The sequence below is a fragment of the Acinetobacter sp. HR7 genome (assembly GCF_000773685.1).
Taxonomy (GTDB): domain Bacteria; phylum Pseudomonadota; class Gammaproteobacteria; order Pseudomonadales; family Moraxellaceae; genus Acinetobacter; species Acinetobacter thermotolerans.
In genome coordinates this window covers 1-20,570 of sequence record NZ_JPQO01000009.1, presented here as the reverse complement: position 1 = coordinate 20,570, position 20,570 = coordinate 1, and the positions used below count along the sequence as shown (strand labels likewise).

Below are 20,570 nucleotides of genomic sequence, written 5' to 3'. Positions count from 1 at the left end.
GCTTTAGGCTGTTTAAATTTTGACTAACGCAAGAAGTCTAATAAATATCTATCTTAAGAGTAATATTTTCTATTTGTTAGGTGTGATCAATATTTAAGCTGGATTGGTTTAATCATTCAAAAATGAAACAGAGCATACTTGCATCTGTTCTTTAAGTTAGATTAAAGATAGGCACTAAAATGGGGCGTAATTGCTTTCATTTAGTTCAAAAAAGAGAGTCGCTTTATTTGACGTTACTTTGCAACTAAAAAGCTTGAGACATTGGATCGACTAAAATGCAAAAAACAAAAAAATGGAGCCGAAGCTCCATTTTGATAACTGGTCTGAACCTTAAAGCGCAGCTTTGATTTTTTCAGCCAGTTGCTTGATCTTCTCCTGATCACCCATTTGCGAAGCATGCTTGCCCAGGTTGTGCAGAGATGTTGGTACCAGGTGGAAATGCACGTGCGGAACCGTTTGACCTGCAGCTGCACCAGACAGCTGCATCAGCACGATGCCTTCAACACCTAGGCCTTTTTCAATCGCTTTGGCAATTTTCTGAACGATCTTGATGGTATAAGCCGCAGCTTCAGGATCAAGGTCGAGCAGGGTAATTGCAGGCGTTTTAGGAATGACTAAGGTATGACCGTCTGCCTGAGGCATGATGTCCATAAATGCAAGAACCTGGTCGTCTTCATACACCTTGATTGCAGGTATTTCACCACGCAGAATTCGTGCAAAAATATTTTGATCATCGTAAGTCATAAGAGCATTCCTTGAACGTTATTGAATTAAATTATTTACAGTTTAATTCTTTCTGACGTTCTTTGATCGCGTCAAGACGTTGCTGCTCTTTTTCTGAAAATTTTGGCTTGGTTGTATAGCAATTGTCATTACCAAACTTCGCTTTCGCTTCAGGATCTTTGAAGCAGAAGCCTTTAGATGCATAAATGACATCATGATCATTTTTCAGTTTCTTGCATTCTTGTTCAGAAGCTAAAACAGAAGTTGAAGCTCCTAGCAAAGCTGCAAAACTCATTACTGTCGCAACAGTCAATTTTTTCATGAGGGTTTCCTCTGGATGTTCACCATGTGTCTATTGACACCATATTGGGTTTTCTTCTCTCGGTTCAATGGCGAATTATTACTCAATGGTAATTTTACTCCACGATTCATACATTTTTACTGCAGCAGAAAAGTCGCTATTTTCCTCAGCCTGTAGGCTGGCTGCCTGAATCAGATTCTGCGTCAATGCTAGCAACGGTGCTGCTAATTTGGCATCTCGAACCAGATCCACAGCAATACCGGTATCCTTGGCAAGTAAAGGTAAAGCAAATGTTAATGGGAAGCTGCGGTTTAAAATACGCTGTGGCATCACTGTCTCGGTTAAGTTACTTTTACCGCTTGAAGCATTGATACATTCCAGTGCCTCATTCAGGCTAACCCCATGCGCTTTCAGTGTCGTAAAGCCTTCTGCCACGGCACACAGGTTTACCGCCATTAACATATTGTTTACGGCTTTTACTGCAAATCCCGCGCCAGATTCACCGACATGCTTGATCAGCTTGCCGAATGCCTGGATTGCAGGAAGCGCACGTTCAAAACCAACTGCACTGCCTCCAATCATAACAGTTAATGTGCCATTTTCAGCACCGATCGTCTGACCGCTGACAGGTGCATCCAGGAAAATCACGCCCTGATCGGCCAAAGCTTCTTCTAGGCGACGAGCGGCATCCGGTACACCACTGGTGCAGTCGACCCAGATACTGCCGGATTTTAATTCCAGGCCTTGTAATAGATTTTCAACATCGGCACTGGTCGGTAAACAGGAGAAAATGACATCAGCTTGTACAGCTTGTTCTAGACTGACCGCTTGACTTCCATATTCAGCTGCATGTTGCTCTGCCTTGGCTGCGGTACGGTTCCATACATAGACCGTATCGAAATGCTTCGGTAAATGTGCCGCCATACGATAGCCCATCGCGCCCAAGCCGATAAATGCAACTGATTGAATCATGGTAACCCTCAAAAATTATCTTTGGAATGAATGGTCTTGAGTTGTTTATCCCATTATTGCTATTTGGATTGCTCCAGTCGGGTAGAACGCTGCTCAAGCCAGATGCTTAGTTTAGGCCAAAATGTATTGGCTGTCTTTTGATTTGACATTAGACCAAGGTGTCCACCTGGGATCAGGGTAAATGTAACATCCTTGCTACTAGTCAATTTAGTAAGTGGTTCAGCCGCTTTTCGGGTTACGATCTGGTCACGATCACCGGCACCGACCATTAATGAGCAGCTGATATTTTTTAGCTCAATCTTCTTATCCTCTAAGGTAATTGAGCCATGTTTTAATGGATTTTGTAGCCACAGGTTGAGTACCATGTCCTGATTGATTCCACCCGGATAATCGATCATCTTGTTCAGGAAATTGCCCATGGTGGCATGTTCATAAACATGTTCCGGTTTTTCCAGATTCAGCAAAAACTGTTTCTGGCTTTTAAACCAGCCGACTGGATCCAGCAGTTTGAAGCCAATTGCATTCAGAATGCCTGGCGTATGAATATAGTGTTTTGGAATTAGGCCTTTATGTACGGTGTCACGAATGGCTGGATTCTGTGAAATCAGCTTGTTGGTGGCTTCAAACAGCTTGCCCACACGACCAGAAGTATAACTGTCAATTGGACTACCCATCACCATCAGGTTTTTGACATGCTCTGGTGAATGTAGTGCGGTATATAAAGTAACGAAGATCCCGGCCATACTCCAGCCATGTAGAGAAATATAGTCACTTTCAGAATGTTCGCAGATGCGTTCTATTGCTTCTGGAATGGCTTGATCAATAAAAGACAGGAAATTTAGTTCACGGTGCTTGAAGCTGAAACGGTTCCATTCCACAAGATACACTTCAAAGCCACTGTGTTGAAAATGCTTTACCAGTGATCGGTATGGATATAGGTCATAGATATCCATATTGATGGCCAGTGGTGCAACAAAGACCAGCGGTTCCTTAAACTGACGTTCTGGTGCCGGATAATGCCGGACTCTATAGAGTTCAGTTTCCTTGATGTATACAAACGGGGTTTTCTGCGACAGCACCAAGGCAGAACTGTTAAAAAACCGTGCCCCCAAATGCTTAAGTTTTTTTCGTTGGCGTTGCAGATTTTGTTTTAACTGAATCATAAAGATAATTTGTCCGTGTCCGGTTAGGAATGATCGAAGTCTAAGCAATAATTGCGTATTATGCCTTGACCTGAAATAGTATAGGCGCTCAAAATGTTGGCAATTTTTTACAACAGGCAGCCGTCCGGGCTGAATTTAGAGTCATGAGCCAACAAGACGAGATCGAATACCAACTGGATACTTTAGCCATTCGTACTGGCCATACACGTACTGCAGAAGGTGAACACAGCGAACCAATTTTCCTGACTTCATCTTTTGTCTGTGAAAGTGCTGCTGATGCTGCTGCGAAGTTCTCTGGTCAAATCGAAGGCAATACCTATTCACGTTATACTAATCCGACTGTACATACCTTTGAAAAGCGTCTGGCAGTGCTGGATGGGGCTGAACGTGCGGTAGCAACCAGTTCAGGTATGGCGGCTGTGCATGCTGTGACATTAGCTTATCTGAAAGCGGGTGATCATGTGATTTGTTCGCGTGCGGTATTTGGCTCGATTATTTCTCTGTTTGAAAAATATGTGGCGAAATTCGGTGTAGACGTAACTTTTGTCGATTTGGAAGATCTAGAAGGCTGGAAACAGGCCGTTCGTCCAAATACCCGTTTATTGTTTATCGAAACTCCGTCTAACCCATTGGCTCAGGTGGGTGATATGCAGGCGATCGCGGATATTGCTCATGCCAATGGTGCTCTGTTTGCTGTAGACAATACTTTCTGTACGCCGGTATTGCAGCAACCAATCAAGTTTGGTGCGGACTTAATTGTTTATTCATCAACTAAATACATTGATGGCCAAGGCCGTGCGCTCGGTGGTGCGGTAGTTGGTAATCACAAGCTGCTTGAAGAAATCAACGGCGTTATCCGTACTCTGGGTAACTCTATGAGTCCGTTCAATGCCTGGGTATTCCTGAAAGGTCTGGAGACCTTAAGCCTGCGTATGAAAGCACATTGTGCCAGCGCACAAAAACTTGCAGAATGGCTGGATGCACATCCTAAAGTTGAAAAAGTGTACTACGCTGGTTTACCAAACCATCTTGGACATGAACTGGCGAAAAAACAACAATCCGGTTTTGGCGGTGTTGTATCCTTTGTAGCCAAAGGTGGTCGTGAAGGTGCCTGGACTGTGATCGACAATACCAAGTTCCTGTCAATCACCAGTAACCTGGGTGATGTGAAATCAACCATTACCCATCCAGCGACTACTTCACACGGCAGAATGTCGGCTGAAGCCAAAGAAGCTGCAGGTATTAGCGAAGGTTTAATCCGCGTTTCTGTTGGTTTAGAAGATATTGATGATATCATTCGCGATATTTCACGCGGTCTGGATTTAATTTAAATCTATTCAGTTTTAAATAATCATGCTTGGGTTCGCTGTCACTCGCTGAACTCAAGTCATAAAAAAGAATTTATGTTCGGAGATTTTTATGAACATTAATATGTTGATGCAGCAAGCTCAGCGCATGCAAAAGGAAGTGGAAAACAACCTGAAAAAAGCCAAAGAAGAGCTTGCACAAGTTGAAGTTCATGCAGAGGCAGGTGGCGGTCTGGTAAAAGTGACCATGACTGCACGTCATGTAGTAAAACGTATTCAGATCGATCCTGAACTGCTGCAAGATGATCCGGACATGATCGAAGACCTGATTGCAGCAGCGATGAATGATGCATCTCGTCAGGCAGAAGCGGTATCTGAAGAACGTATGAAGTCTGCAAACCAGGGCATGGGTTTACCACCAGGTCTGGCTGGCTTGTTCTAAGGAAAACTGCGCAATGTTTAGTGATCGTTTTGATCAACTCGTTCAAGCATTACGCATCTTGCCAAGCGTTGGGCCGAAATCGGCTCAGCGTATGGCATTGCATCTGATCATGAAAAACCGTGAAGGTGCGATTGGTCTGGCACATGCACTGACCGAAGCGACCAACTATATTCATGAATGTTCCATCTGTCATTCATTGACTGAAGACGAAGTTTGTAATATCTGTACTTCGACGGATCGTGATGATGAGCTGCTGTGTGTAGTGGAATCGCCTGCAGATGTGATGGCGATTGAGCAGAGTGGCAGCTTCCGTGGCAAGTATCATGTCTTGGGTGGGCATCTGTCCCCACTAGATGGCATTGGCCCGGAAGAAATCGGCATTCCGTATCTGCTAGAGCGTTTAAACAAAGGTCAAATTCGTGAAGTGATTCTGGCGACCAATGCGACGGTCGAAGGACAGGCAACCGCACATTATCTGGTTGAAGCCAGCAAGCATTTACCGATTCAGATCACCCGAATTGCCCAAGGTGTACCTCAGGGTGGTGAACTGGAATATGTGGACAGCCATACCTTGAGTCAGGCTGTACATAACCGCATGCGGATGAAATAAACCTGTTTCTCCGCGGGCGTTTTACTAAAGAAAGAATATTTTAGAAAAACAAAAGAATATTCAATATATTTTCCCAATATTGTTATTGCTTAATTTTATAGCTAAATGTTTAATTATTTGTCATAAAAAATAAAAATATCAGTTAAGATAACGATATTTGAACATCCACACACGCTGATTTTGTCATTTATGTTTCAATTTATTCAAGACCAAGCTGGACTCGATCAAGTGCTTGTAGAAATGGACCAAAGCCCAGTTTATGCTTTGGATACCGAGTTCATCAAGGTCGATACCTTATGGCCTAAACTTGGCGTGTTTCAGATTAATGTTGCTGGTAAAGTTTATCTATTAGATGGCGCAGTACTGGATCTAACCGAATTTTTTAAACGCATTTTTGCTGCACAGCAGAATATCTTCCATGCCTGTGGCGAAGATATTGATCTGATCTATCACTATACCCAGCAAAAATCTCTGAGCAATGTGTTCGATACCCAGGTGGGAATGGCATTTTTGGGCCATGGTTTGCAGGTCAGCTACCAGAATGCCTTGAAGCAGATGCTGGATGTGGAAATTGAAAAAGATCAGACCCGATCAGACTGGCTGGCGCGTCCACTCAGTAATGAGCAATTACTCTACGCAGCCAATGACGTGCATTATCTGGTCAATCTGGGTGATCAGATTAAAACTCAATTAAAGCAGAAACATCTGCTGGACTATGCCTTAGAAGACTGCCGTTTCATGACTCAAGAAATCGGGCAGGAAACACCCATGGAGTTGCTGTATCAGGATGTGGGGAATTACCGTCATTCACGTCGTCAATTGATGCAAATTAAGCAATTAACCATCTGGCGTGAAGAGCTGGCCAAAGCACTGAATATTCCGCGCAGCTTTATTTTGAAAAACTCTACCATGATCAATCTGGTAGAAAAGAATCCTAAAAACATGTTCCAGCTCAGCACAATCAAGGATATTCGTTCCAATATTGTGCGTGATCACGGCAAGATGATTCTGGATCTATTGAAATTCCTGCCAGATCAGTCTGAATGGCCACTACGTTTGGCACGTCCAATCCGCCATTCTTCCAACGAAGTAGGGCCGAAAATAGATGCAATTATCCAAAGTGTTGTAGATGAAACCACCATTCCCAAAGAAGTGCTGATGCGCAAGAAATGGATGAATGCCCTGTACCAGCACGTGGTGTTTCATAATGATGAACAGGATCTACCAGATTATCTACTCGGCTGGCGCTATGAGCTGCTGACCAAGCCATTGGTAAAGCTGCTGCGTAAAGATGAAACTTATCTTTCTACACAAATGAAAGTCTTGGATTAATTCCGGGATTTTTAATTTCGTGTTCAAATAATTTGAGTTTGATTAAAGAAAGATCAACTATACAAAATCACGACTGATGCGTTAATTATGGCTAATGTCGTGAGGCGTATTTTGATGTATCCTTGCCACTGATTTTTTAAATAGTTGTCTGAATCAGAACCATGCAAGTGTCTATCTACAAATCCAGCAAAAAGGATGAAATGTACCTTTATGTGGCTCGTCCAGTGGAAGAAAATGAAGCTGAGAATAATGATCCATTAGAAGTACTGCCAGATCCAGTGCGTGTCGCATTCGGTCGTGCGACTTTTGTCATGCATCTGGAATTGCATGAAGAACGTAAACTGGCGCGTGCTAACGTTTTGCATGTCATGGATTCGATTGAAACACGTGGCTTCTTCCTGCAAATGCCACCGGAAGGTCTAATTAATCCGAATGCACCGGCACCAGAAGGTCTACGTGGCGCTTAAACTCAGTTCAGGAGTTGTACAATGAATGGTTATGTGACTGTATTAGATTCAATTCCTGAAGAAACTATTGCTGTCCTGGTTTATCTCATCGGTAGTGCAATTGCACTGTGGTGCTGGTATGGCGTGACCAAACGCCTGCCAAAACCAGCCGGTGGCTTTTTGTGGATTCTGGGTTTTGCTGTTCTACTTACACCAACAGTTTCTGAAGGGCCGAATGCCTCATTGGCACCTGCGATTTTTGGATTGTTGTTTGGTGTGCTGACCAAAGAGCAGGATCTGATCTGGATCAATGCTTCCCTGATTTTATTTGTGATTGGCATCGCGTCTTTGGTGGGTTACTGCTGGTCAACTTATGTCACCAATAAAGCAAAAACTGCTGTAAATACTGTAAAGAAAAATACTTCACCACTGTAAATAGAAAAATAAGGTTAAATCATGTCTGTGGATCATCAACAGTTTTCGGGTACCAGTCAGTACATTGCGACTGACAGTTTAAAATTGGCGGTTAAGGCTGCACGCAGCCTACAAAAGCCGCTACTGGTCAAAGGCGAGCCGGGCACAGGGAAAACCTTGCTGGCAGAGCAGGTGGCTGAAAGTCTGGGGATGAAACTCATCACCTGGCATATCAAGTCCACCACCAAAGCACAGCAGGGCCTGTACGAATATGATGCAGTTTCGCGTCTGCGCGACAGCCAGCTCGGTGATGACAAAGTCTATGACATCAAAAACTACATCAAGCCGGGAAAACTGTGGGAAGCCTTTGCCAGTGAAGAACGCTGTGTATTGCTGATTGATGAAATTGACAAGGCAGACATCGAATTCCCGAATGACCTGTTGCATGAACTCGATAAGATGTCGTTCTTCGTCTATGAAACAGGTGAAACTATTACTGCCAAGCAGCGTCCAATCGTCATTATTACTTCCAATAATGAGAAAGAGCTGCCGGATGCCTTCCTGCGCCGTTGCTTCTTCCATTATATCGAGTTCCCGGATGAAGCAACCATGCGTGAAATCATCAATGTGCATTTCGAGAATATCTCGACCACTTTGGTGAACGAAGCACTACAAATCTTCTTTAAGCTACGTCAGGTGCCAGGCCTGAAAAAACCACCTTCTACTTCAGAGCTGATCGACTGGCTCAGCTTGTTGATGGCAGATGACATGCCGGAAGATATACTGCGCAATGTTGACAAAACCAAAGCCATTCCACCGCTGTATGGCGCACTGATCAAAAACGAGCAGGATGTCCAGCTGCTTGAACGCCTAGCATTCATGTCACGCCGTTAAGGGAGAAGCACGCATGTTTGTGCGCCTGTTTTATACCCTACGCAAATATGGCGTACCGGTGTCGACTCGTGAGCTGATTGATCTGAATCAGGCGGTCGCGGCCGGACTGGTTTTTGCCGATCTGGATGAGTTCTATCAGTTGGCCAAAACGGTGATGGTCAAGGATGAACGTTATTTCGATAAGTTCGACCGTGCCATGAAAGACTACTTTGATGGCATTCAGACGTTTGATATTGATGAACTGATCAATCAAGTACACAAACTGCCAAAAGACTGGTTTAATCTGGAATTGCTGGAAAAGCACCTAACTCCGGAACAGCGTGAAGAACTGAAAAAAGCCGGCTCGCTGGAAGAGCTGATGAAAATGCTGGAAGAACGCCTGCGCGAACAGCATAAAAAGCATCAGGGTGGCAACCGCATGATCGGTACTGGTGGAACTTCACCCTTTGGTGCCTATGGAGATCATCCCGAAGGTGTGCGTATTGGTGGACCAGGGCGTAAACGTTCTGCGGTAAAAGTCTGGGAGCAGCGCCAGTATCGTAATCTGGATGATGACCAGATTCTGGGCAGTCGCCAGATGCAGCTGGCTTTGCGCCGTCTGCGTAAATTTGCCCGTCAGGGTGCCGCCGAAGAGCTGGACATTGACAGCACCATTCGTGAAACTGCCAAACAGGGCATTCTGGATGTGCAGATGGTGCCAGAACGTCGTAACCGCATCAAAGTGCTGATGCTGTTTGATGTCGGTGGTTCTATGGATACACACATTGCTCAGTGTGAAAAGCTATTCAGTGCTGCCAAGACTGAATTCAAGACTCTGGAATATTTCTATTTCCATAATTGTCTGTATGACTATGTCTGGAAAGATAATTTCCGTCGTTCCAGTACCCGCATGAATACTTGGGATCTGTTGAATACTTATGGCCGCGACTATCGGGTCATCGTGGTTGGTGATGCCAGCATGGCACCGTATGAGCTGCATTCGGTGGGTGGTTCAGTGGAATATATGAATGATGAGCCGGGACAGGTCTGGTTACAGCGTCTGCGTCAGCATTTTGAGAAAACTGCCTGGCTGAATCCGGAAGAAGAAAAATATTGGCACTACACTCAGACCATCGGAATGATTCAGCAGATCTTCGAAAATCACATGTATCCAATGACTTTAAAAGGCATTGAAGAAATGACCAAGTATCTGGCACGTTGATTCCATTTATCTATTGCTTACTTTACTTATAATCATTAGTTGTTTAAAACAAAACATCTTAATATAAAGTGACAAGATCAATTAAATCCAGATTTTTAGGGGTCGTGAATGGATCATCAAATTAATGGCATTGCGTTGCCAAATGAAGAGGGTTTTTTTGGGCAATATGGCGGTCAGTTTATTCCGCCTGACCTGAAAAAGGCGATGGATGATATCAATATTGCTTACCAGCAAATCCGTCAGACCCCTGAATTTCAGAATGAACTGAAAGACCTGTTTGCCAACTATGTTGGTCGTCCAAGCCCATTATTCTATGCGAAACGCTTGTCTGATCAGCTTGGCGGCGCGCAGATCTATCTGAAACGTGAAGACTTAAACCATACCGGTGCGCACAAGATCAATCACTGTTTAGGCGAAGCATTGCTTGCCAAATACATGGGTAAAACCAAAGTCATTGCTGAAACAGGTGCAGGTCAGCATGGAGTGGCACTGGCAACCGCGTGTGCTTTAGTTGGTATTCCTTGTGAAATTCACATGGGGCAGGTGGATATCGAGAAAGAACACCCGAACGTGGTGAAAATGAAGATTCTCGGTGCCAATCTGATTTCAGTGACTCGCGGTACAGCAACCTTAAAAGATGCTGTAGATAGTGCTTTTGAGGAATATCTGAAAGACCCGAAAAACTTCATTTATGCAATTGGTTCGGTAGTCGGCCCACATCCATTCCCGATGATGGTGCGCGATTTCCAGTCGATTATCGGTGAAGAAATCAAGACTCAGTCCAATGACCGTTTTGGTGCCAACCCTGACTATGTGGTGGCTTGTGTTGGCGGTGGTTCGAATGCGATGGGTGCTTTCTCAGCTTTCCTGAATGATCCGGACGTGAAACTGGTCGGTGTCGAACCAGCAGGGCATGGTCTGGATACAGATAAACATTCAGCGACCTTAACTTTAGGAAAACCAAGCCAGATTCATGGTATGGCCTGTTATGTACTGGAAAACGAGCAGGGCGAACCTTTACCAGTACATTCAATTGCTTCTGGTCTGGATTATCCAGGTGTTGGACCACAGCACAGTTTGCTAAAAGACTTAGGTCGTGTGGAATATACCACTGCAACGGATCAGGAATGTCTGGATGCCTTTATGACCCTGTCTCGTGTCGAAGGGATTGTACCAGCACTGGAAAGTTCACATGCTGTGGCATGGGCGATTCGTGAAGCAGGGAGGTTACCTAAAGACGTGAGGATTGTAGTCAATGTTTCTGGTCGTGGTGACAAGGACTCTGATTATGTGGCTGAAAAGTTAGGCCTGAACTGATTCTATACTCATTAAAAAACCGCTCAACTGAGCGGTTTTTTATTTCTTTTAAGTTATTTGTAAATGCCTTGTAATTTATATGTCATTACAAGTTGAATTTTCAACTAATTATTAACCGGAAATATACTGTTGTAGCTGATCAATCAGTTGTTGCTGATCATTCATGGCAGCTTTGACCAGGTCGCCAATCGACACGAGGCCAACCAGTTTGCCATTTTCAACTACAGGCAGGTGACGTAGATGTTTGTTGGTCATTAAGCTCAAGCAATCCGGGACCGTGGTATGACAATCTACGGTGATCACATTTGAAGTCATGATCTGACTGACTGTGGTATCAAAAGACGTTCGTTCCATCAGCACAATTTTACGGGTGTAATCACGTTCAGACAGAATACCAACGACCTTGTCTTCTTCAGTGACTACAATGGCACCGATTTCTTTATCAGCCATTAAGGTAATCGCTTCTAGCACAGTGGCTTCTGGATGGATGGTATAAATTTCTTGCGATGGCTTGTCTTTAAGTACTTGAGCTACATTTGTCATTATGAAGTCCTTAGCTGTTATTATTTATCCTGAAGTTTAAGCTGGTTGATCTTCAGGTGATTGTTGTCCTGACTCTATAAATAGCATGTTATGAGGCAAAGTACAGCCCTTGTTCTGCAAAAAAGAAGTGACGCATCTGTCCAATTGTGAGCTTGATTTGTTTACCGCTACCACGAACCAAGACAGGCGTGACATTAAAACGCCTTAAGATAGGAATGAGTGACTGTTCAAAGTCTTCCGGGGTAATTTTCCGCGGTGTATAGTTTGGCCAGTGCTTGCTGGCATAGTTGGTTGCATGGGAAGAGTTGAGCCAGAAGGGGAACAGGGTTTCATCATGATCGCGCATCATAGCCCAGCCTTCGTGGAATAGTCCCCAAAGTACCCCGCAGTACATCATCGATTTTAAAATTGTCAATTTGACCGCGAGATCGTTAGGTAAAGGGTGAATTTCTTTAATATTTGGCATTTTGTTTAAGATTAAGCTCGTATGGAACAACGCTGTCATTGTAAGAAAACTAGATGAAATTATTGTTTCAGCTTTGCAAGTAATCGTTATAATTTATTTCAAAATCATGCATCAATAAGATAAAAAGGGATTAAAAAACGCCACCGAAGTGACGTTGTTAGGCTTGCATGGTGGCTAAATTCTGCCAATATTGCGCTTTCAATGAGTCACGTTCCACACGGAAACCTTGATAATAAAGTTCAGCTAAAAAAAGCGCCGCTTTGCCGTGACCAGCACGCGCAGCATCTTCTAACTGTTTAACTGCGTCAGAAAAGTTCATTTGAGACTGAATGGTATTCACCGCTTCAGCGTACAGATGTTCCAAGTCATGTTGAGAGAATTGTTGAATCATATATAAACTCCTTAATTTTAATTATGATTACAGGATAGACTTATTAGTCTAACTACAAATATAACTGAGTAATGTTAAACTAATATTACAAAATGCTGGAATAGTCAAGCATTCCATCTGATTTATACACATTGTGTACAGTTTATATGATTAAACTATGTGCAATTCTAATTTTTATTACTATATAAATTCATTATTAAGCTAACAATAAAGGAGAATAACATGTCACGTACATTAGATGGAATAGATTTTGATTTCCCGCCGACCGCCGGTCAAGTCATGGCTTTAGCTCAGTTGCACCGCAAAAAACTCGATGCAGCCATTTTCCATAAAGAAATTCATTTGGGGAATTATAGCCTGGCACAGCGTAAGGCAGTCTATGATTTTACTCGTCAGCTGGATGAGAATCAGCGTGAACAGTTTTATAAACTATATAATGCTGAACTGGTCCGTTTGGCCGATCCAGACCGTCTGCATCCGGCCAGTGCTGAATCCGCAGTTAGCAAGTTTGCGATTTTCCTGACTTTACTGATTATTGCTGGAATGCTGGGTGGAACCGTATTTGTAGGCCTGTTTAAATAAAAATCTGCAGGGATATCAGTCTGCTAATGGTCTGTAAATAGGGTGAATTTGCGGTCATTCTCTTGAACTTATGTAATTACAGCCATACACTACTTTGAACTAGAGGTAGTGTATGGCTATTGACGTAGAAAAAATCCGGACATTTTTGTCCAATTTAACGCTAGAACAGATTTATAACAGCGTTTTTATTTTTATTGTTTTACTGATTCTTATCCTGGCCAGTATTGCGCTTTATGGCCCTGTCACTACAGATCAAACTCAACAGGTTCGGCAGCTTGCCTCACAACAGCGTCTACCACAGACTCAAGATATGGCACTGGCTTTATTGGAACAGCGACCTATTTATCGTGGACAATATCTGAAACTGATGCAGGCTTACCAGCAAGAATCTGTGCGTGCCCATCAGTTACCAGCTGTAGATGCTGATCAACCTGAAAATTAAGGTGCTGTTCCTGTATTTTGGGAATCATTTACTGTTGGCAGATTCTGTTTTAAAGCCGCTTTCAAGGCTTCTTTATCCAGCTTTTGACTCACCACAATGACTGTTAACCGGTCTGGGTGCCAGTGCTTGCGCACGGCATTTTCCACATCCTGAGTACTGATATTCTTTAACCTTTCCGGATAAGTGCGCAGATAATCCTGAGGTTCCCCATAAAAGCCAATGCTCCCCAGCTGGGCATTAATGGTGGCATTGTTATTGTAATGGTTTGGGAAAGCACGCAGCATCCCGGCCTTGGTGACTTCCATACGTTTCTGATCAATCGGCTGATTGACAAAATTGACCAAGGCTTGATGTGCCACCTGAATGCTGTCTAGAAGCTGATCCTGACGGGTAGAATAGCTAAAACTGAATACGCCCGGTGCCTGGGTAAAACTCATGGAACTATAAGCACCGTAGGTATAACCCCGTTTAATCCGTAATTCCTGCATTAGTACGGCATTGAAGCCATTACCACCAAACATTTTATTCGCGACATCCAGCGCCAGCTTGTCTGGAGTAGACCGGCTTGGTCCGATATGTCCAAAAATCACATGGGCCTGACTCGATTTATAAGGAATATGCACGACTTCAATATCATTTTTTAATTCAGCATATGGCAGCCTCTGTGCTGATGAACCTTGTTTCAGAATACCTGCAATCCGTTCAGACAGCTTCTGTGCTTCTTTGCTGGTTAGATTACCGGTAATGGCGATATTCATGTTTTGTGCAACAAGAAATTGATCACGAAATTTTTTCAGATGCTCAGGCGTCACACTTCGGGTGCCGCCAATGGTGCCGGTCACCGGATAGGCATAAGGATGAGTGCCATAGACGGTACGATAGAAACGAATATCTCTCAGGCGACTCGGATTTTCCTGTAACTGTTTCTGACCAACATTGGTGTTGCTTACCGTCAGGCTGATGCTTTGCTTTTGGAATGATGCATGTTTCAGGATTTCAAGCATCATGGCTAAAGCTGGCTCTAGCTTGTCAGGATCAGACAATACGCGTAAACGTACGATAAACATGTCACGATAGGCCTGCGCACTGAAATGCGCTCCGGTCTGGTCAAACACATCCGCGACTTCTTGTGCGGTATATCTATCTGTACCTTCACGAATCAGTTTGGCAGCCATGCTGGACAGGCCAAACAGTCCTTTCTGGATTTCTTCATCGCGTGCTGAACCGGCATTAAAGGTCAGCTGGATATCTACCATTGGCAGGTCTTTGCTTTCAACAAACAGTGTACGCACCTTATAGCGGTTATTCAGTTCTTGCACATAAGGTGCCTGTAATTGATATTCAGTATCTATGTTTCTTAAGCTTTGCAGTAATGGAAGGGACTGCAACTGGTCTGGATTATCGATAGGATCTGATTCCTGAGCCAGGTCATCTTCTGCCTGGACTTGAGAAATAGACAAGGATGCCAGCAGAAAGCATGTTGAAAGTAGCGCTGTATATTTCAGTTTCATTGGGCTTTTGCTTCCGGCATGAGATAAAGCGTGCTCAGGTTGTCGCGAACAAAATAATGCGTCGCTACGCGCTGGATCTCTTCGGCACTGACATTTTCATAATGACGAGGTAATTCATCCATCAGTCGGTAGCTCAAGTCATTCACTTCCAGATTCCCCATGGTTTTCGCCTGGCTGGCAATATTGTCCTGATTGTAAATCAGGTTGGAAACAAAGCGGGTAATGATGCGTTGTACTTCATGTTTGGACGCTTTCTCTGTTTTTAGTGCATTCACTTCGGCTTGAATTGCTTGTTGTGCTTCTTCCAAACTGATGCCGGGAGCAGGCAAAGCAGAAATACTAAACAGGCTGTCACCACGGTTATAAGGATCATAAGAAACACTGATGGAAGTCAGGATTTTACGATCCCGTACCAAACGATCCTGCAAACGTGAAGAAATCCCGCTATCCAGCAGGCTGCGGATAATGGCAAGGGCATAAGCATCCTGTGGATTTTTGGCCGAGCTCAGTGATTTGACATTCCAGGCCATATACAGGTTTGGTACCTGTACATTGCTATGAATCTCCATATGCCGATAGCCGATACGTTCAAATTCCAGCACATCATTCCGTGCCGGTGTTGCTCGTGATGGAATATCGCCAAAGTATTTTTGTACCTGAAGTAAAGCTTTTTCCGATTCCACATCACCGACAATGATCAGAATGGCATTATTCGGGGTGTACCAGGTTTTGTACCAGCGCTGCACATCACTGAGCTGGAGACTAGTTAGGGTTTTCATATGCCCAATCACAGGCTGGCGATAATGGCTGGTCGGATAGCTGATCCATTTAAAACGTTCCGATGCCAGTGCACGCGGATTGTCATCCGTCCGTTGGCGGCGTTCTTCCATGACCACCTTGATTTCCGTTTCAAAATCCTGCTGACGTAGTAGCAGATTGCTCATTCGATCAGCTTCCAGCTCCAGTGCCATCGGGAAATAGGCTTTCGGATAGATCTGGTAATAACTGGTGTAATTGGTCGAAGTAGAGGCATTCACGCTGCCACCGTAAACCCGGCTGATACGGGTGAACTCATCATTCGGCACTTTGTGGGTACCTTTAAACATCATATGTTCCAGTACATGCGATACACCAAGCATGTTTCCAGATTCATCTGTGCTGCCAACCTTGTACCAGATTTGAGTCATGACCATCGGTGCACGATGATCTTCCCGGATAATCACTTTCAGGCCATTGTTTAAGATGGTTTCAAAGGTGCTGCGTGCCAGTTCTGAAGTGCTTTTTTGTGTGGATTGAGCATAAAGCTGACTACTCCCGATGCAGAGCAATACGACACTCACCGAGACTAGATAAGGTTTTCTGGAAAGGGAGAAACTGAACCACAAGGACTTGGACACGGTAGATTCCCAAGATTTAAATATAAATTTATGGATTATTTTAAGCGCTCTAATATCCAATGCAACGTGCAGCTATCGTGATTAGATCGAAGCGAAATGGAATTTTAATCTAAAGCTAAAACTTTATAACTTATGGTAGAATCCTTGTTTTTAACGCAATGCTTTTCAAGGATTCGGCATGCAACAACAATCTAATGGGCAAAACAAATTTTTGATTGATGCTGATATCGGAGATGACGATGTCACATTACCGAGTTTACCTGCGGTTAATGTGCCAATTGTAGAAACACCGCGTGAACAAGCAGCGGCTATTTCTGCACCTGCCGCGACGGAAGAAACCTCAAGTGAAGCACCAGCTGCCAAAGGTGGTTTCTTTAGCCGTATGAAGGAAGGTTTGACCAAAACCCGTAAAAATTTTACCGATGGTATGGTCAACATCCTGATTGGTGGCAAGGAAATTGATGACGAATTACTCGAAGAAGTAGAAGAGCAATTACTGGTTGCCGATATCGGTGTAGATGCAACTAAAACTATTATTGCCAACCTGACTGAACGTACAGCGCGTGGTGACCTGATTTATTCACACTCGCTGTATAAAGCGCTGCAGGAAGAACTGGTAGCTTTACTAGCACCACGTGTGAAACCATTACATATCGATCCAAACAAAAATCCGTATGTGATTCTGGTCGTGGGTGTGAATGGTGTAGGGAAAACCACCACCATTGGTAAGTTAGCGAAACGACTGCAAGGCGAAGGCAAGAAAGTCATGCTGGCAGCGGGTGATACCTTCCGTGCAGCGGCGACTGAACAGCTACAAATCTGGGGTGAGCGCAATAATATTCAGGTGGTGGCACAAGGTCATGGCGCTGATTCGGCTTCTGTAATTTTTGATGCTTTTGAAAGTGCCCGTGCCAAAGGGGTTGATGTCCTGATCGCCGATACCGCTGGTCGTTTGCATAACAAGAGTAACCTGATGCAGGAATTGACCAAGGTAAAACGTGTGATGCAGAAGATTGATGCGACTGCACCACATGAAGTGATGCTGGTGGTTGATGCTGGTACTGGTCAAAACGCGATTAATCAGGTGGAAATGTTCGATGAAGCAGTCGGTCTGACCGGCATTACCATTACCAAACTAGATGGTACTGCCAAAGGTGGTGTACTGTTTAATATTGCCAGCCGTACCCATGTGCCAATCCGCTTCATTGGTGTTGGTGAGAAAATTGACGACTTACGTCCATTCTCGGCGAAATCATTCGTTGCAGCATTGTTTGAGACTGACAACAAGTAATTTTGTGATGTTTCACATAAACTCCGCCTAGTGCGGAGTTTTTCCTTTTTTGCATGATGTGATTGTTGTAAAAAGCAGCGGCCGTGAAGGCTAATGCCATAAGGCTTTCAACTTAATCCCTTACAATAAATATGCTTTTATGAGCCGGCGAGTTGATTGGGAAAAGTTGAAATGGCGTTGTTAGAGAAGATTGGGCATGTGTTGACGACCGACCTGACCAAAGATTTTAAATTTTCAAAAAAGAGTAAAACCGAAGCGGATGATGAGCTGACTTTTATTGATCAGTTAAAGAAGCGCCGTAGTATTTATGCCTTGGGTAAAAAGGTCCATTTTAGTCAGGCCTATATTGCGGAGTTAATTCAGTCTGCAGTTAAGAGCTGTCCATCGGCCTTTAATTCAAACAGCTCACGCATTGTGATTTTATTTGGTGATTCACATTATAAATTCTGGGAAATTACCAAAGAAGTAAAACGTCAGGAAGTGCCGGCACAGATCTTTGAAGGTGTGAAAATCAAGATTGATCAATGTGCTAGTGCTTATGGCACGGTATTGTTTTATGAAGATCAAAACGTGATTCACGACCTGCAGAAGAAAATGCCGATGAGTGCGGAAGATTTCCCAATTTGGTCTGAGCAGACTTCCGGTATGGCGCAGTTTGCGGTATGGACGGCACTGGCAGATGCGGGCCTAGGTGCATCATTACAGCATTATAATCCATCAGTAGATCAGACTGTGGCTGAGCATTTTAAGCTGGATCCAAACTGGTTGCTGCGTGCGCAGTTGTGCTTTGGTTCAATTGAACAGCCAGCCGAACCACGTCCAGATTATGATTTCCAGAACCGTTTCCGGGTATTTCATTAATATAAAAGCAGGAAACCCTGATCTTACATATCAGGGTTCCTATACAATAGATAAACGTTAATATTTTTCTGATTGTTCTATAAATAAAACACTCTGTTTTTGATATGCGCCTGATTTTAACGCATAAAGCATTTAATCTTTCCTTATTGATTTTAAACAATACAAGATATACACGAGGTTCTCAGATGGCATTTCTAGATCAGATTAAACAGCGCCGTACTATTTATGCAATTGGCAAAAATGTAAGCCTAGATAAAACAGAGATCGAAAAGATTATTAAAGAAGCCGTACGAAATAGTCCATCTTCTTTTAACTCACAAACTTCACGTGTGGTGATTCTGTTGGGTGAGTCACATCAGAAATTTTGGGAAATTGTACGTGAAACTTTAAGAAAAATTGTACCAGCTGATGCTTTTCCAGCAACAGATAACAAAATTAGCGGTTTTGCGGCAGGGTTTGGTACAGCTTTATTCTATGAAGATCAGGAAGTTGTTCGAGACCTGCAACGACAGTTCCCGGCATATGCAGACAATTTCCCGATCTGGTCTGAGCATTCTTCAGCGATTGCGCAGTTTGCTACCTGGACTGCTCTAGCAGAACAAAACATTGGTGCATCTTTACAGCACTATAATCCGATCATCGATGATGAAGTCGCGATTGCCTTTGATGTGCCATCAAACTGGAAACTGCGCGCACAGCTAGTATTTGGTTCAATCGAAGCCCCTGCTGGCGAGAAAACCTTTATGGATGATGCAGAGCGTTTCAAAACATTTGACTAATCTGTATTGAATTGTAGGAAAGGAGCATGATGATGCTCCTTTTTTATTGGGTTAAACAGAATATGATTTAGATGAATATGTCACAAGGATATCTGTATATATGCTTGAAGTACTGGCTGTTTGTCTAAGTGATTTGTCATAGAATTGTTGCTTATACTGAGTTTCGTACAAACAGACTTAAATAATCAGGAAGAATGGATCGAATGAATTTACATATCGCGATTGCGGCAGCAACATTTATGGGGGCAACTTCAGCTTTTTCTGCAGTAACCCTGAGCACACCTGAAGAAATTAATATTGTTGCGGTCAATGATCAGGAAGTAAATAGTGGGTTGCTGCGTAAAAACCAGACTTATAAGCTAGATCCAGGCAGTAATAGCATCAGTGTACGTTATACCGAATTCTTTGAGCATAATGATGGCAATCACGATATCTTAAAATCTGGTGTAGTCACCGTAAAAACACCTGAGTTAAAAGATGGTGAAAGCTATCGTCTGGCGTTGATTGATGCCCCAAAGAACTTTGAGGCAGCGAAAAAATATAAAGATCAGCCTGTAATTGGTCTTTATGATGCCAAGAATCAGTTGCTGGTGCAGCAGGTAGGGGCAAATAGTGAAGCTAAGCCATTACTCGGTGGTAGTGTTCTATCCAAAGCAGTGGATTTAACCACTAAAGTCCGCACATCAGCGAATCAGCCGGCACCAGTTTATACTCAGGCAGCTGTAGTACCTACGGTTGCAAATGTGAATACTGCACAAAATGTAGTTGCAACATCAACAGATCAGGCATTGATTCAACTTTGGCAAAAAGCATCTAAAGCAGAACGTCAGAAATTTATGAGCTGGCTGGCTGAACAGGCTGATTAAAAAGAAATTAATAATCACATGAAAAAGACCAAAGCTATTTTGGTCTTTTTTTATTTTGTAGTGGTTACATTTTGAAAATACATTTCAGGCTAAAATGATGGAATTATGGGCAGAAAGCTGCTAAAAATACGGTTCTGGGATAAAAAATGAACGACTAAATCATAATTTCATATATTTTTATGAAAAGCCCTTGCACTCGTTCTGAAACTGTATAGAATACGCAGCACACCAACGCAATGCATGAAACGAAACAGTTAAATGATTGAGTTGGAGCTTAAAACTGACGAGGTTTTAAGTGAGATCATTAAGAGATTATGAA

General features: G+C 43.4%; 24 protein-coding genes. 15 read left to right on the top strand and 9 right to left on the bottom strand.

Features of this window, described 5'->3' with window-relative positions:
• Window positions 1-330: 330 nt before the first annotated feature.
• From GW12_RS00775 to GW12_RS00760, 4 genes are all read right to left on the bottom strand, one after another.
• The gene (locus tag GW12_RS00775) at window positions 331-744 is read right to left on the bottom strand and encodes an HIT family protein (protein WP_034582140.1); all 414 of its coding nucleotides are present in this window, start codon (window positions 742-744) and stop codon (window positions 331-333) included.
• 31 nt (window positions 745-775) lie between these two features.
• Window positions 776-1,045 carry a YARHG domain-containing protein gene (locus tag GW12_RS00770; protein ID WP_034582137.1) on the bottom strand — a complete coding sequence of 90 codons (270 nt, stop codon included), beginning with the start codon at window positions 1,043-1,045 and terminating at the stop codon, window positions 776-778.
• Window positions 1,046-1,123: 78 nt separating this feature from the next.
• Window positions 1,124-1,996 carry an NAD(P)-dependent oxidoreductase gene (locus GW12_RS00765; protein WP_034582134.1) on the bottom strand — a complete coding sequence of 291 codons (873 nt, stop codon included), beginning with the start codon at window positions 1,994-1,996 and terminating at the stop codon, window positions 1,124-1,126.
• A 59-nt stretch (window positions 1,997-2,055) separates the two neighbouring features.
• Complete coding sequence (locus GW12_RS00760; RefSeq protein WP_034582132.1) at window positions 2,056-3,159, bottom strand: alpha/beta fold hydrolase; 1,104 nt, start codon at window positions 3,157-3,159, stop codon at window positions 2,056-2,058.
• Between the two features lie 143 nt (window positions 3,160-3,302).
• Between GW12_RS00760 and GW12_RS00755 the strand changes: the two genes are divergently transcribed.
• From GW12_RS00755 to trpB, 9 genes are all read left to right on the top strand, one after another.
• Window positions 3,303-4,490, top strand: coding sequence for an O-succinylhomoserine sulfhydrylase (locus tag GW12_RS00755; protein WP_034582130.1), 1,188 nt, complete (start codon window positions 3,303-3,305; stop codon window positions 4,488-4,490).
• Window positions 4,491-4,578: 88 nt separating this feature from the next.
• Complete coding sequence (locus GW12_RS00750) at window positions 4,579-4,908, top strand: YbaB/EbfC family nucleoid-associated protein (protein WP_034582129.1); 330 nt, start codon at window positions 4,579-4,581, stop codon at window positions 4,906-4,908.
• A 13-nt stretch (window positions 4,909-4,921) separates the two neighbouring features.
• Entirely contained in the window at window positions 4,922-5,518 is a 597-nt protein-coding gene (gene recR, locus GW12_RS00745; RefSeq protein ID WP_034582126.1) for a recombination mediator RecR, read from the top strand.
• Between the two features lie 189 nt (window positions 5,519-5,707).
• Window positions 5,708-6,850, top strand: a complete 1,143-nt coding sequence (locus tag GW12_RS00740) for an HRDC domain-containing protein (protein WP_034582123.1) — start codon at window positions 5,708-5,710, stop codon at window positions 6,848-6,850.
• A 161-nt stretch (window positions 6,851-7,011) separates the two neighbouring features.
• Entirely contained in the window at window positions 7,012-7,317 is a 306-nt protein-coding gene (locus tag GW12_RS00735) for a YcgL domain-containing protein (protein WP_034582120.1), read from the top strand.
• A 21-nt stretch (window positions 7,318-7,338) separates the two neighbouring features.
• Window positions 7,339-7,731 carry a hypothetical protein gene (locus GW12_RS00730; RefSeq protein ID WP_034582117.1) on the top strand — a complete coding sequence of 131 codons (393 nt, stop codon included), beginning with the start codon at window positions 7,339-7,341 and terminating at the stop codon, window positions 7,729-7,731.
• A gap of 21 nt (window positions 7,732-7,752) precedes the next feature.
• A complete protein-coding gene (locus tag GW12_RS00725) occupies window positions 7,753-8,604 on the top strand; it encodes a MoxR family ATPase (RefSeq protein ID WP_034582115.1) in 852 nt (283 codons plus the stop codon).
• A 13-nt stretch (window positions 8,605-8,617) separates the two neighbouring features.
• Window positions 8,618-9,805, top strand: a complete 1,188-nt coding sequence (locus GW12_RS00720; RefSeq protein WP_034582112.1) for a VWA domain-containing protein — start codon at window positions 8,618-8,620, stop codon at window positions 9,803-9,805.
• Between the two features lie 108 nt (window positions 9,806-9,913).
• Window positions 9,914-11,122, top strand: coding sequence for a tryptophan synthase subunit beta (gene trpB / locus GW12_RS00715; RefSeq protein WP_034582109.1), 1,209 nt, complete (start codon window positions 9,914-9,916; stop codon window positions 11,120-11,122).
• A 111-nt stretch (window positions 11,123-11,233) separates the two neighbouring features.
• Here trpB and GW12_RS00710 read toward each other — a convergent pair whose 3' ends face one another.
• The 3 genes from GW12_RS00710 to GW12_RS00700 all read right to left on the bottom strand — a co-directional run bounded on the left by GW12_RS00710 (window position 11,234) and on the right by GW12_RS00700 (window position 12,522).
• Window positions 11,234-11,665, bottom strand: coding sequence for a CBS domain-containing protein (locus GW12_RS00710; protein ID WP_034582107.1), 432 nt, complete (start codon window positions 11,663-11,665; stop codon window positions 11,234-11,236).
• A gap of 88 nt (window positions 11,666-11,753) precedes the next feature.
• Complete coding sequence (locus tag GW12_RS00705) at window positions 11,754-12,131, bottom strand: DUF2750 domain-containing protein (RefSeq protein ID WP_034582175.1); 378 nt, start codon at window positions 12,129-12,131, stop codon at window positions 11,754-11,756.
• Between the two features lie 157 nt (window positions 12,132-12,288).
• Window positions 12,289-12,522, bottom strand: coding sequence for a hypothetical protein (locus GW12_RS00700; RefSeq protein WP_034582105.1), 234 nt, complete (start codon window positions 12,520-12,522; stop codon window positions 12,289-12,291).
• 222 nt (window positions 12,523-12,744) lie between these two features.
• Between GW12_RS00700 and GW12_RS00695 the strand changes: the two genes are divergently transcribed.
• Both GW12_RS00695 and GW12_RS00690 read left to right on the top strand, forming a co-directional pair.
• Window positions 12,745-13,104, top strand: coding sequence for a hypothetical protein (locus GW12_RS00695; RefSeq protein WP_034582104.1), 360 nt, complete (start codon window positions 12,745-12,747; stop codon window positions 13,102-13,104).
• A 112-nt stretch (window positions 13,105-13,216) separates the two neighbouring features.
• Window positions 13,217-13,546, top strand: coding sequence for a hypothetical protein (locus GW12_RS00690; RefSeq protein ID WP_034582103.1), 330 nt, complete (start codon window positions 13,217-13,219; stop codon window positions 13,544-13,546).
• Here the strand turns inward: GW12_RS00690 and GW12_RS00685 are convergent.
• Both GW12_RS00685 and GW12_RS00680 read right to left on the bottom strand, forming a co-directional pair.
• Window positions 13,543-15,057 (bottom strand): pitrilysin family protein, encoded by a 1,515-nt coding sequence (locus GW12_RS00685; protein WP_034582101.1) that lies wholly within the window; start codon window positions 15,055-15,057, stop codon window positions 13,543-13,545. The two genes, GW12_RS00690 and GW12_RS00685, sit on opposite strands and share 4 nt — an antisense overlap.
• Window positions 15,054-16,454: a pitrilysin family protein gene (locus GW12_RS00680; RefSeq protein ID WP_034582100.1), complete on the bottom strand. Its 1,401-nt coding sequence runs from the start codon at window positions 16,452-16,454 to the stop codon at window positions 15,054-15,056. The genes GW12_RS00685 and GW12_RS00680 overlap by 4 nt, the downstream gene beginning before the upstream one ends.
• Before the next feature lie 178 nt (window positions 16,455-16,632).
• Between GW12_RS00680 and ftsY the strand changes: the two genes are divergently transcribed.
• The 4 genes from ftsY to GW12_RS00660 all read left to right on the top strand — a co-directional run bounded on the left by ftsY (window position 16,633) and on the right by GW12_RS00660 (window position 20,251).
• Window positions 16,633-17,745: a signal recognition particle-docking protein FtsY gene (gene ftsY / locus GW12_RS00675; protein WP_034582099.1), complete on the top strand. Its 1,113-nt coding sequence runs from the start codon at window positions 16,633-16,635 to the stop codon at window positions 17,743-17,745.
• Window positions 17,746-17,916: 171 nt separating this feature from the next.
• Entirely contained in the window at window positions 17,917-18,606 is a 690-nt protein-coding gene (locus GW12_RS00670) for a nitroreductase family protein (protein ID WP_034582098.1), read from the top strand.
• A gap of 185 nt (window positions 18,607-18,791) precedes the next feature.
• Window positions 18,792-19,385, top strand: coding sequence for a nitroreductase family protein (locus GW12_RS00665; protein WP_034582097.1), 594 nt, complete (start codon window positions 18,792-18,794; stop codon window positions 19,383-19,385).
• Window positions 19,386-19,588: 203 nt separating this feature from the next.
• Complete coding sequence (locus GW12_RS00660) at window positions 19,589-20,251, top strand: DUF2057 domain-containing protein (protein WP_034582096.1); 663 nt, start codon at window positions 19,589-19,591, stop codon at window positions 20,249-20,251.
• Window positions 20,252-20,570 lie beyond the last annotated feature (319 nt).

Excerpts from the sequence above, each read along its gene's own strand:
- GW12_RS00755 (WP_034582130.1), top strand. The coding sequence starts at position 3,303 with ATGAGCCAACAAGACGAGATCGAATACCAACTGGATACTTTAGCCATT.
- GW12_RS00760 (WP_034582132.1), bottom strand. The coding sequence starts at position 3,159 with ATGATTCAGTTAAAACAAAATCTGCAACGCCAACGAAAAAAACTTAAG.
- GW12_RS00770 (WP_034582137.1), bottom strand. The coding sequence starts at position 1,045 with ATGAAAAAATTGACTGTTGCGACAGTAATGAGTTTTGCAGCTTTGCTA.
- GW12_RS00705 (WP_034582175.1), bottom strand. The coding sequence starts at position 12,131 with ATGCCAAATATTAAAGAAATTCACCCTTTACCTAACGATCTCGCGGTC.
- GW12_RS00670 (WP_034582098.1), top strand. The coding sequence starts at position 17,917 with ATGGCGTTGTTAGAGAAGATTGGGCATGTGTTGACGACCGACCTGACC.
- GW12_RS00695 (WP_034582104.1), top strand. The coding sequence starts at position 12,745 with ATGTCACGTACATTAGATGGAATAGATTTTGATTTCCCGCCGACCGCC.
- GW12_RS00725 (WP_034582115.1), top strand. The coding sequence starts at position 7,753 with ATGTCTGTGGATCATCAACAGTTTTCGGGTACCAGTCAGTACATTGCG.
- GW12_RS00660 (WP_034582096.1), top strand. The coding sequence starts at position 19,589 with ATGAATTTACATATCGCGATTGCGGCAGCAACATTTATGGGGGCAACT.
- GW12_RS00750 (WP_034582129.1), top strand. The coding sequence starts at position 4,579 with ATGAACATTAATATGTTGATGCAGCAAGCTCAGCGCATGCAAAAGGAA.
- GW12_RS00700 (WP_034582105.1), bottom strand. The coding sequence starts at position 12,522 with ATGATTCAACAATTCTCTCAACATGACTTGGAACATCTGTACGCTGAA.
- ftsY (WP_034582099.1), top strand. The coding sequence starts at position 16,633 with ATGCAACAACAATCTAATGGGCAAAACAAATTTTTGATTGATGCTGAT.
- GW12_RS00740 (WP_034582123.1), top strand. The coding sequence starts at position 5,708 with ATGTTTCAATTTATTCAAGACCAAGCTGGACTCGATCAAGTGCTTGTA.
- GW12_RS00765 (WP_034582134.1), bottom strand. The coding sequence starts at position 1,996 with ATGATTCAATCAGTTGCATTTATCGGCTTGGGCGCGATGGGCTATCGT.
- trpB (WP_034582109.1), top strand. The coding sequence starts at position 9,914 with ATGGATCATCAAATTAATGGCATTGCGTTGCCAAATGAAGAGGGTTTT.
- GW12_RS00685 (WP_034582101.1), bottom strand. The coding sequence starts at position 15,057 with ATGAAACTGAAATATACAGCGCTACTTTCAACATGCTTTCTGCTGGCA.
- recR (WP_034582126.1), top strand. The coding sequence starts at position 4,922 with ATGTTTAGTGATCGTTTTGATCAACTCGTTCAAGCATTACGCATCTTG.
- GW12_RS00775 (WP_034582140.1), bottom strand. The coding sequence starts at position 744 with ATGACTTACGATGATCAAAATATTTTTGCACGAATTCTGCGTGGTGAA.
- GW12_RS00690 (WP_034582103.1), top strand. The coding sequence starts at position 13,217 with ATGGCTATTGACGTAGAAAAAATCCGGACATTTTTGTCCAATTTAACG.
- GW12_RS00710 (WP_034582107.1), bottom strand. The coding sequence starts at position 11,665 with ATGACAAATGTAGCTCAAGTACTTAAAGACAAGCCATCGCAAGAAATT.
- GW12_RS00665 (WP_034582097.1), top strand. The coding sequence starts at position 18,792 with ATGGCATTTCTAGATCAGATTAAACAGCGCCGTACTATTTATGCAATT.
- GW12_RS00720 (WP_034582112.1), top strand. The coding sequence starts at position 8,618 with ATGTTTGTGCGCCTGTTTTATACCCTACGCAAATATGGCGTACCGGTG.
- GW12_RS00730 (WP_034582117.1), top strand. The coding sequence starts at position 7,339 with ATGAATGGTTATGTGACTGTATTAGATTCAATTCCTGAAGAAACTATT.
- GW12_RS00735 (WP_034582120.1), top strand. The coding sequence starts at position 7,012 with ATGCAAGTGTCTATCTACAAATCCAGCAAAAAGGATGAAATGTACCTT.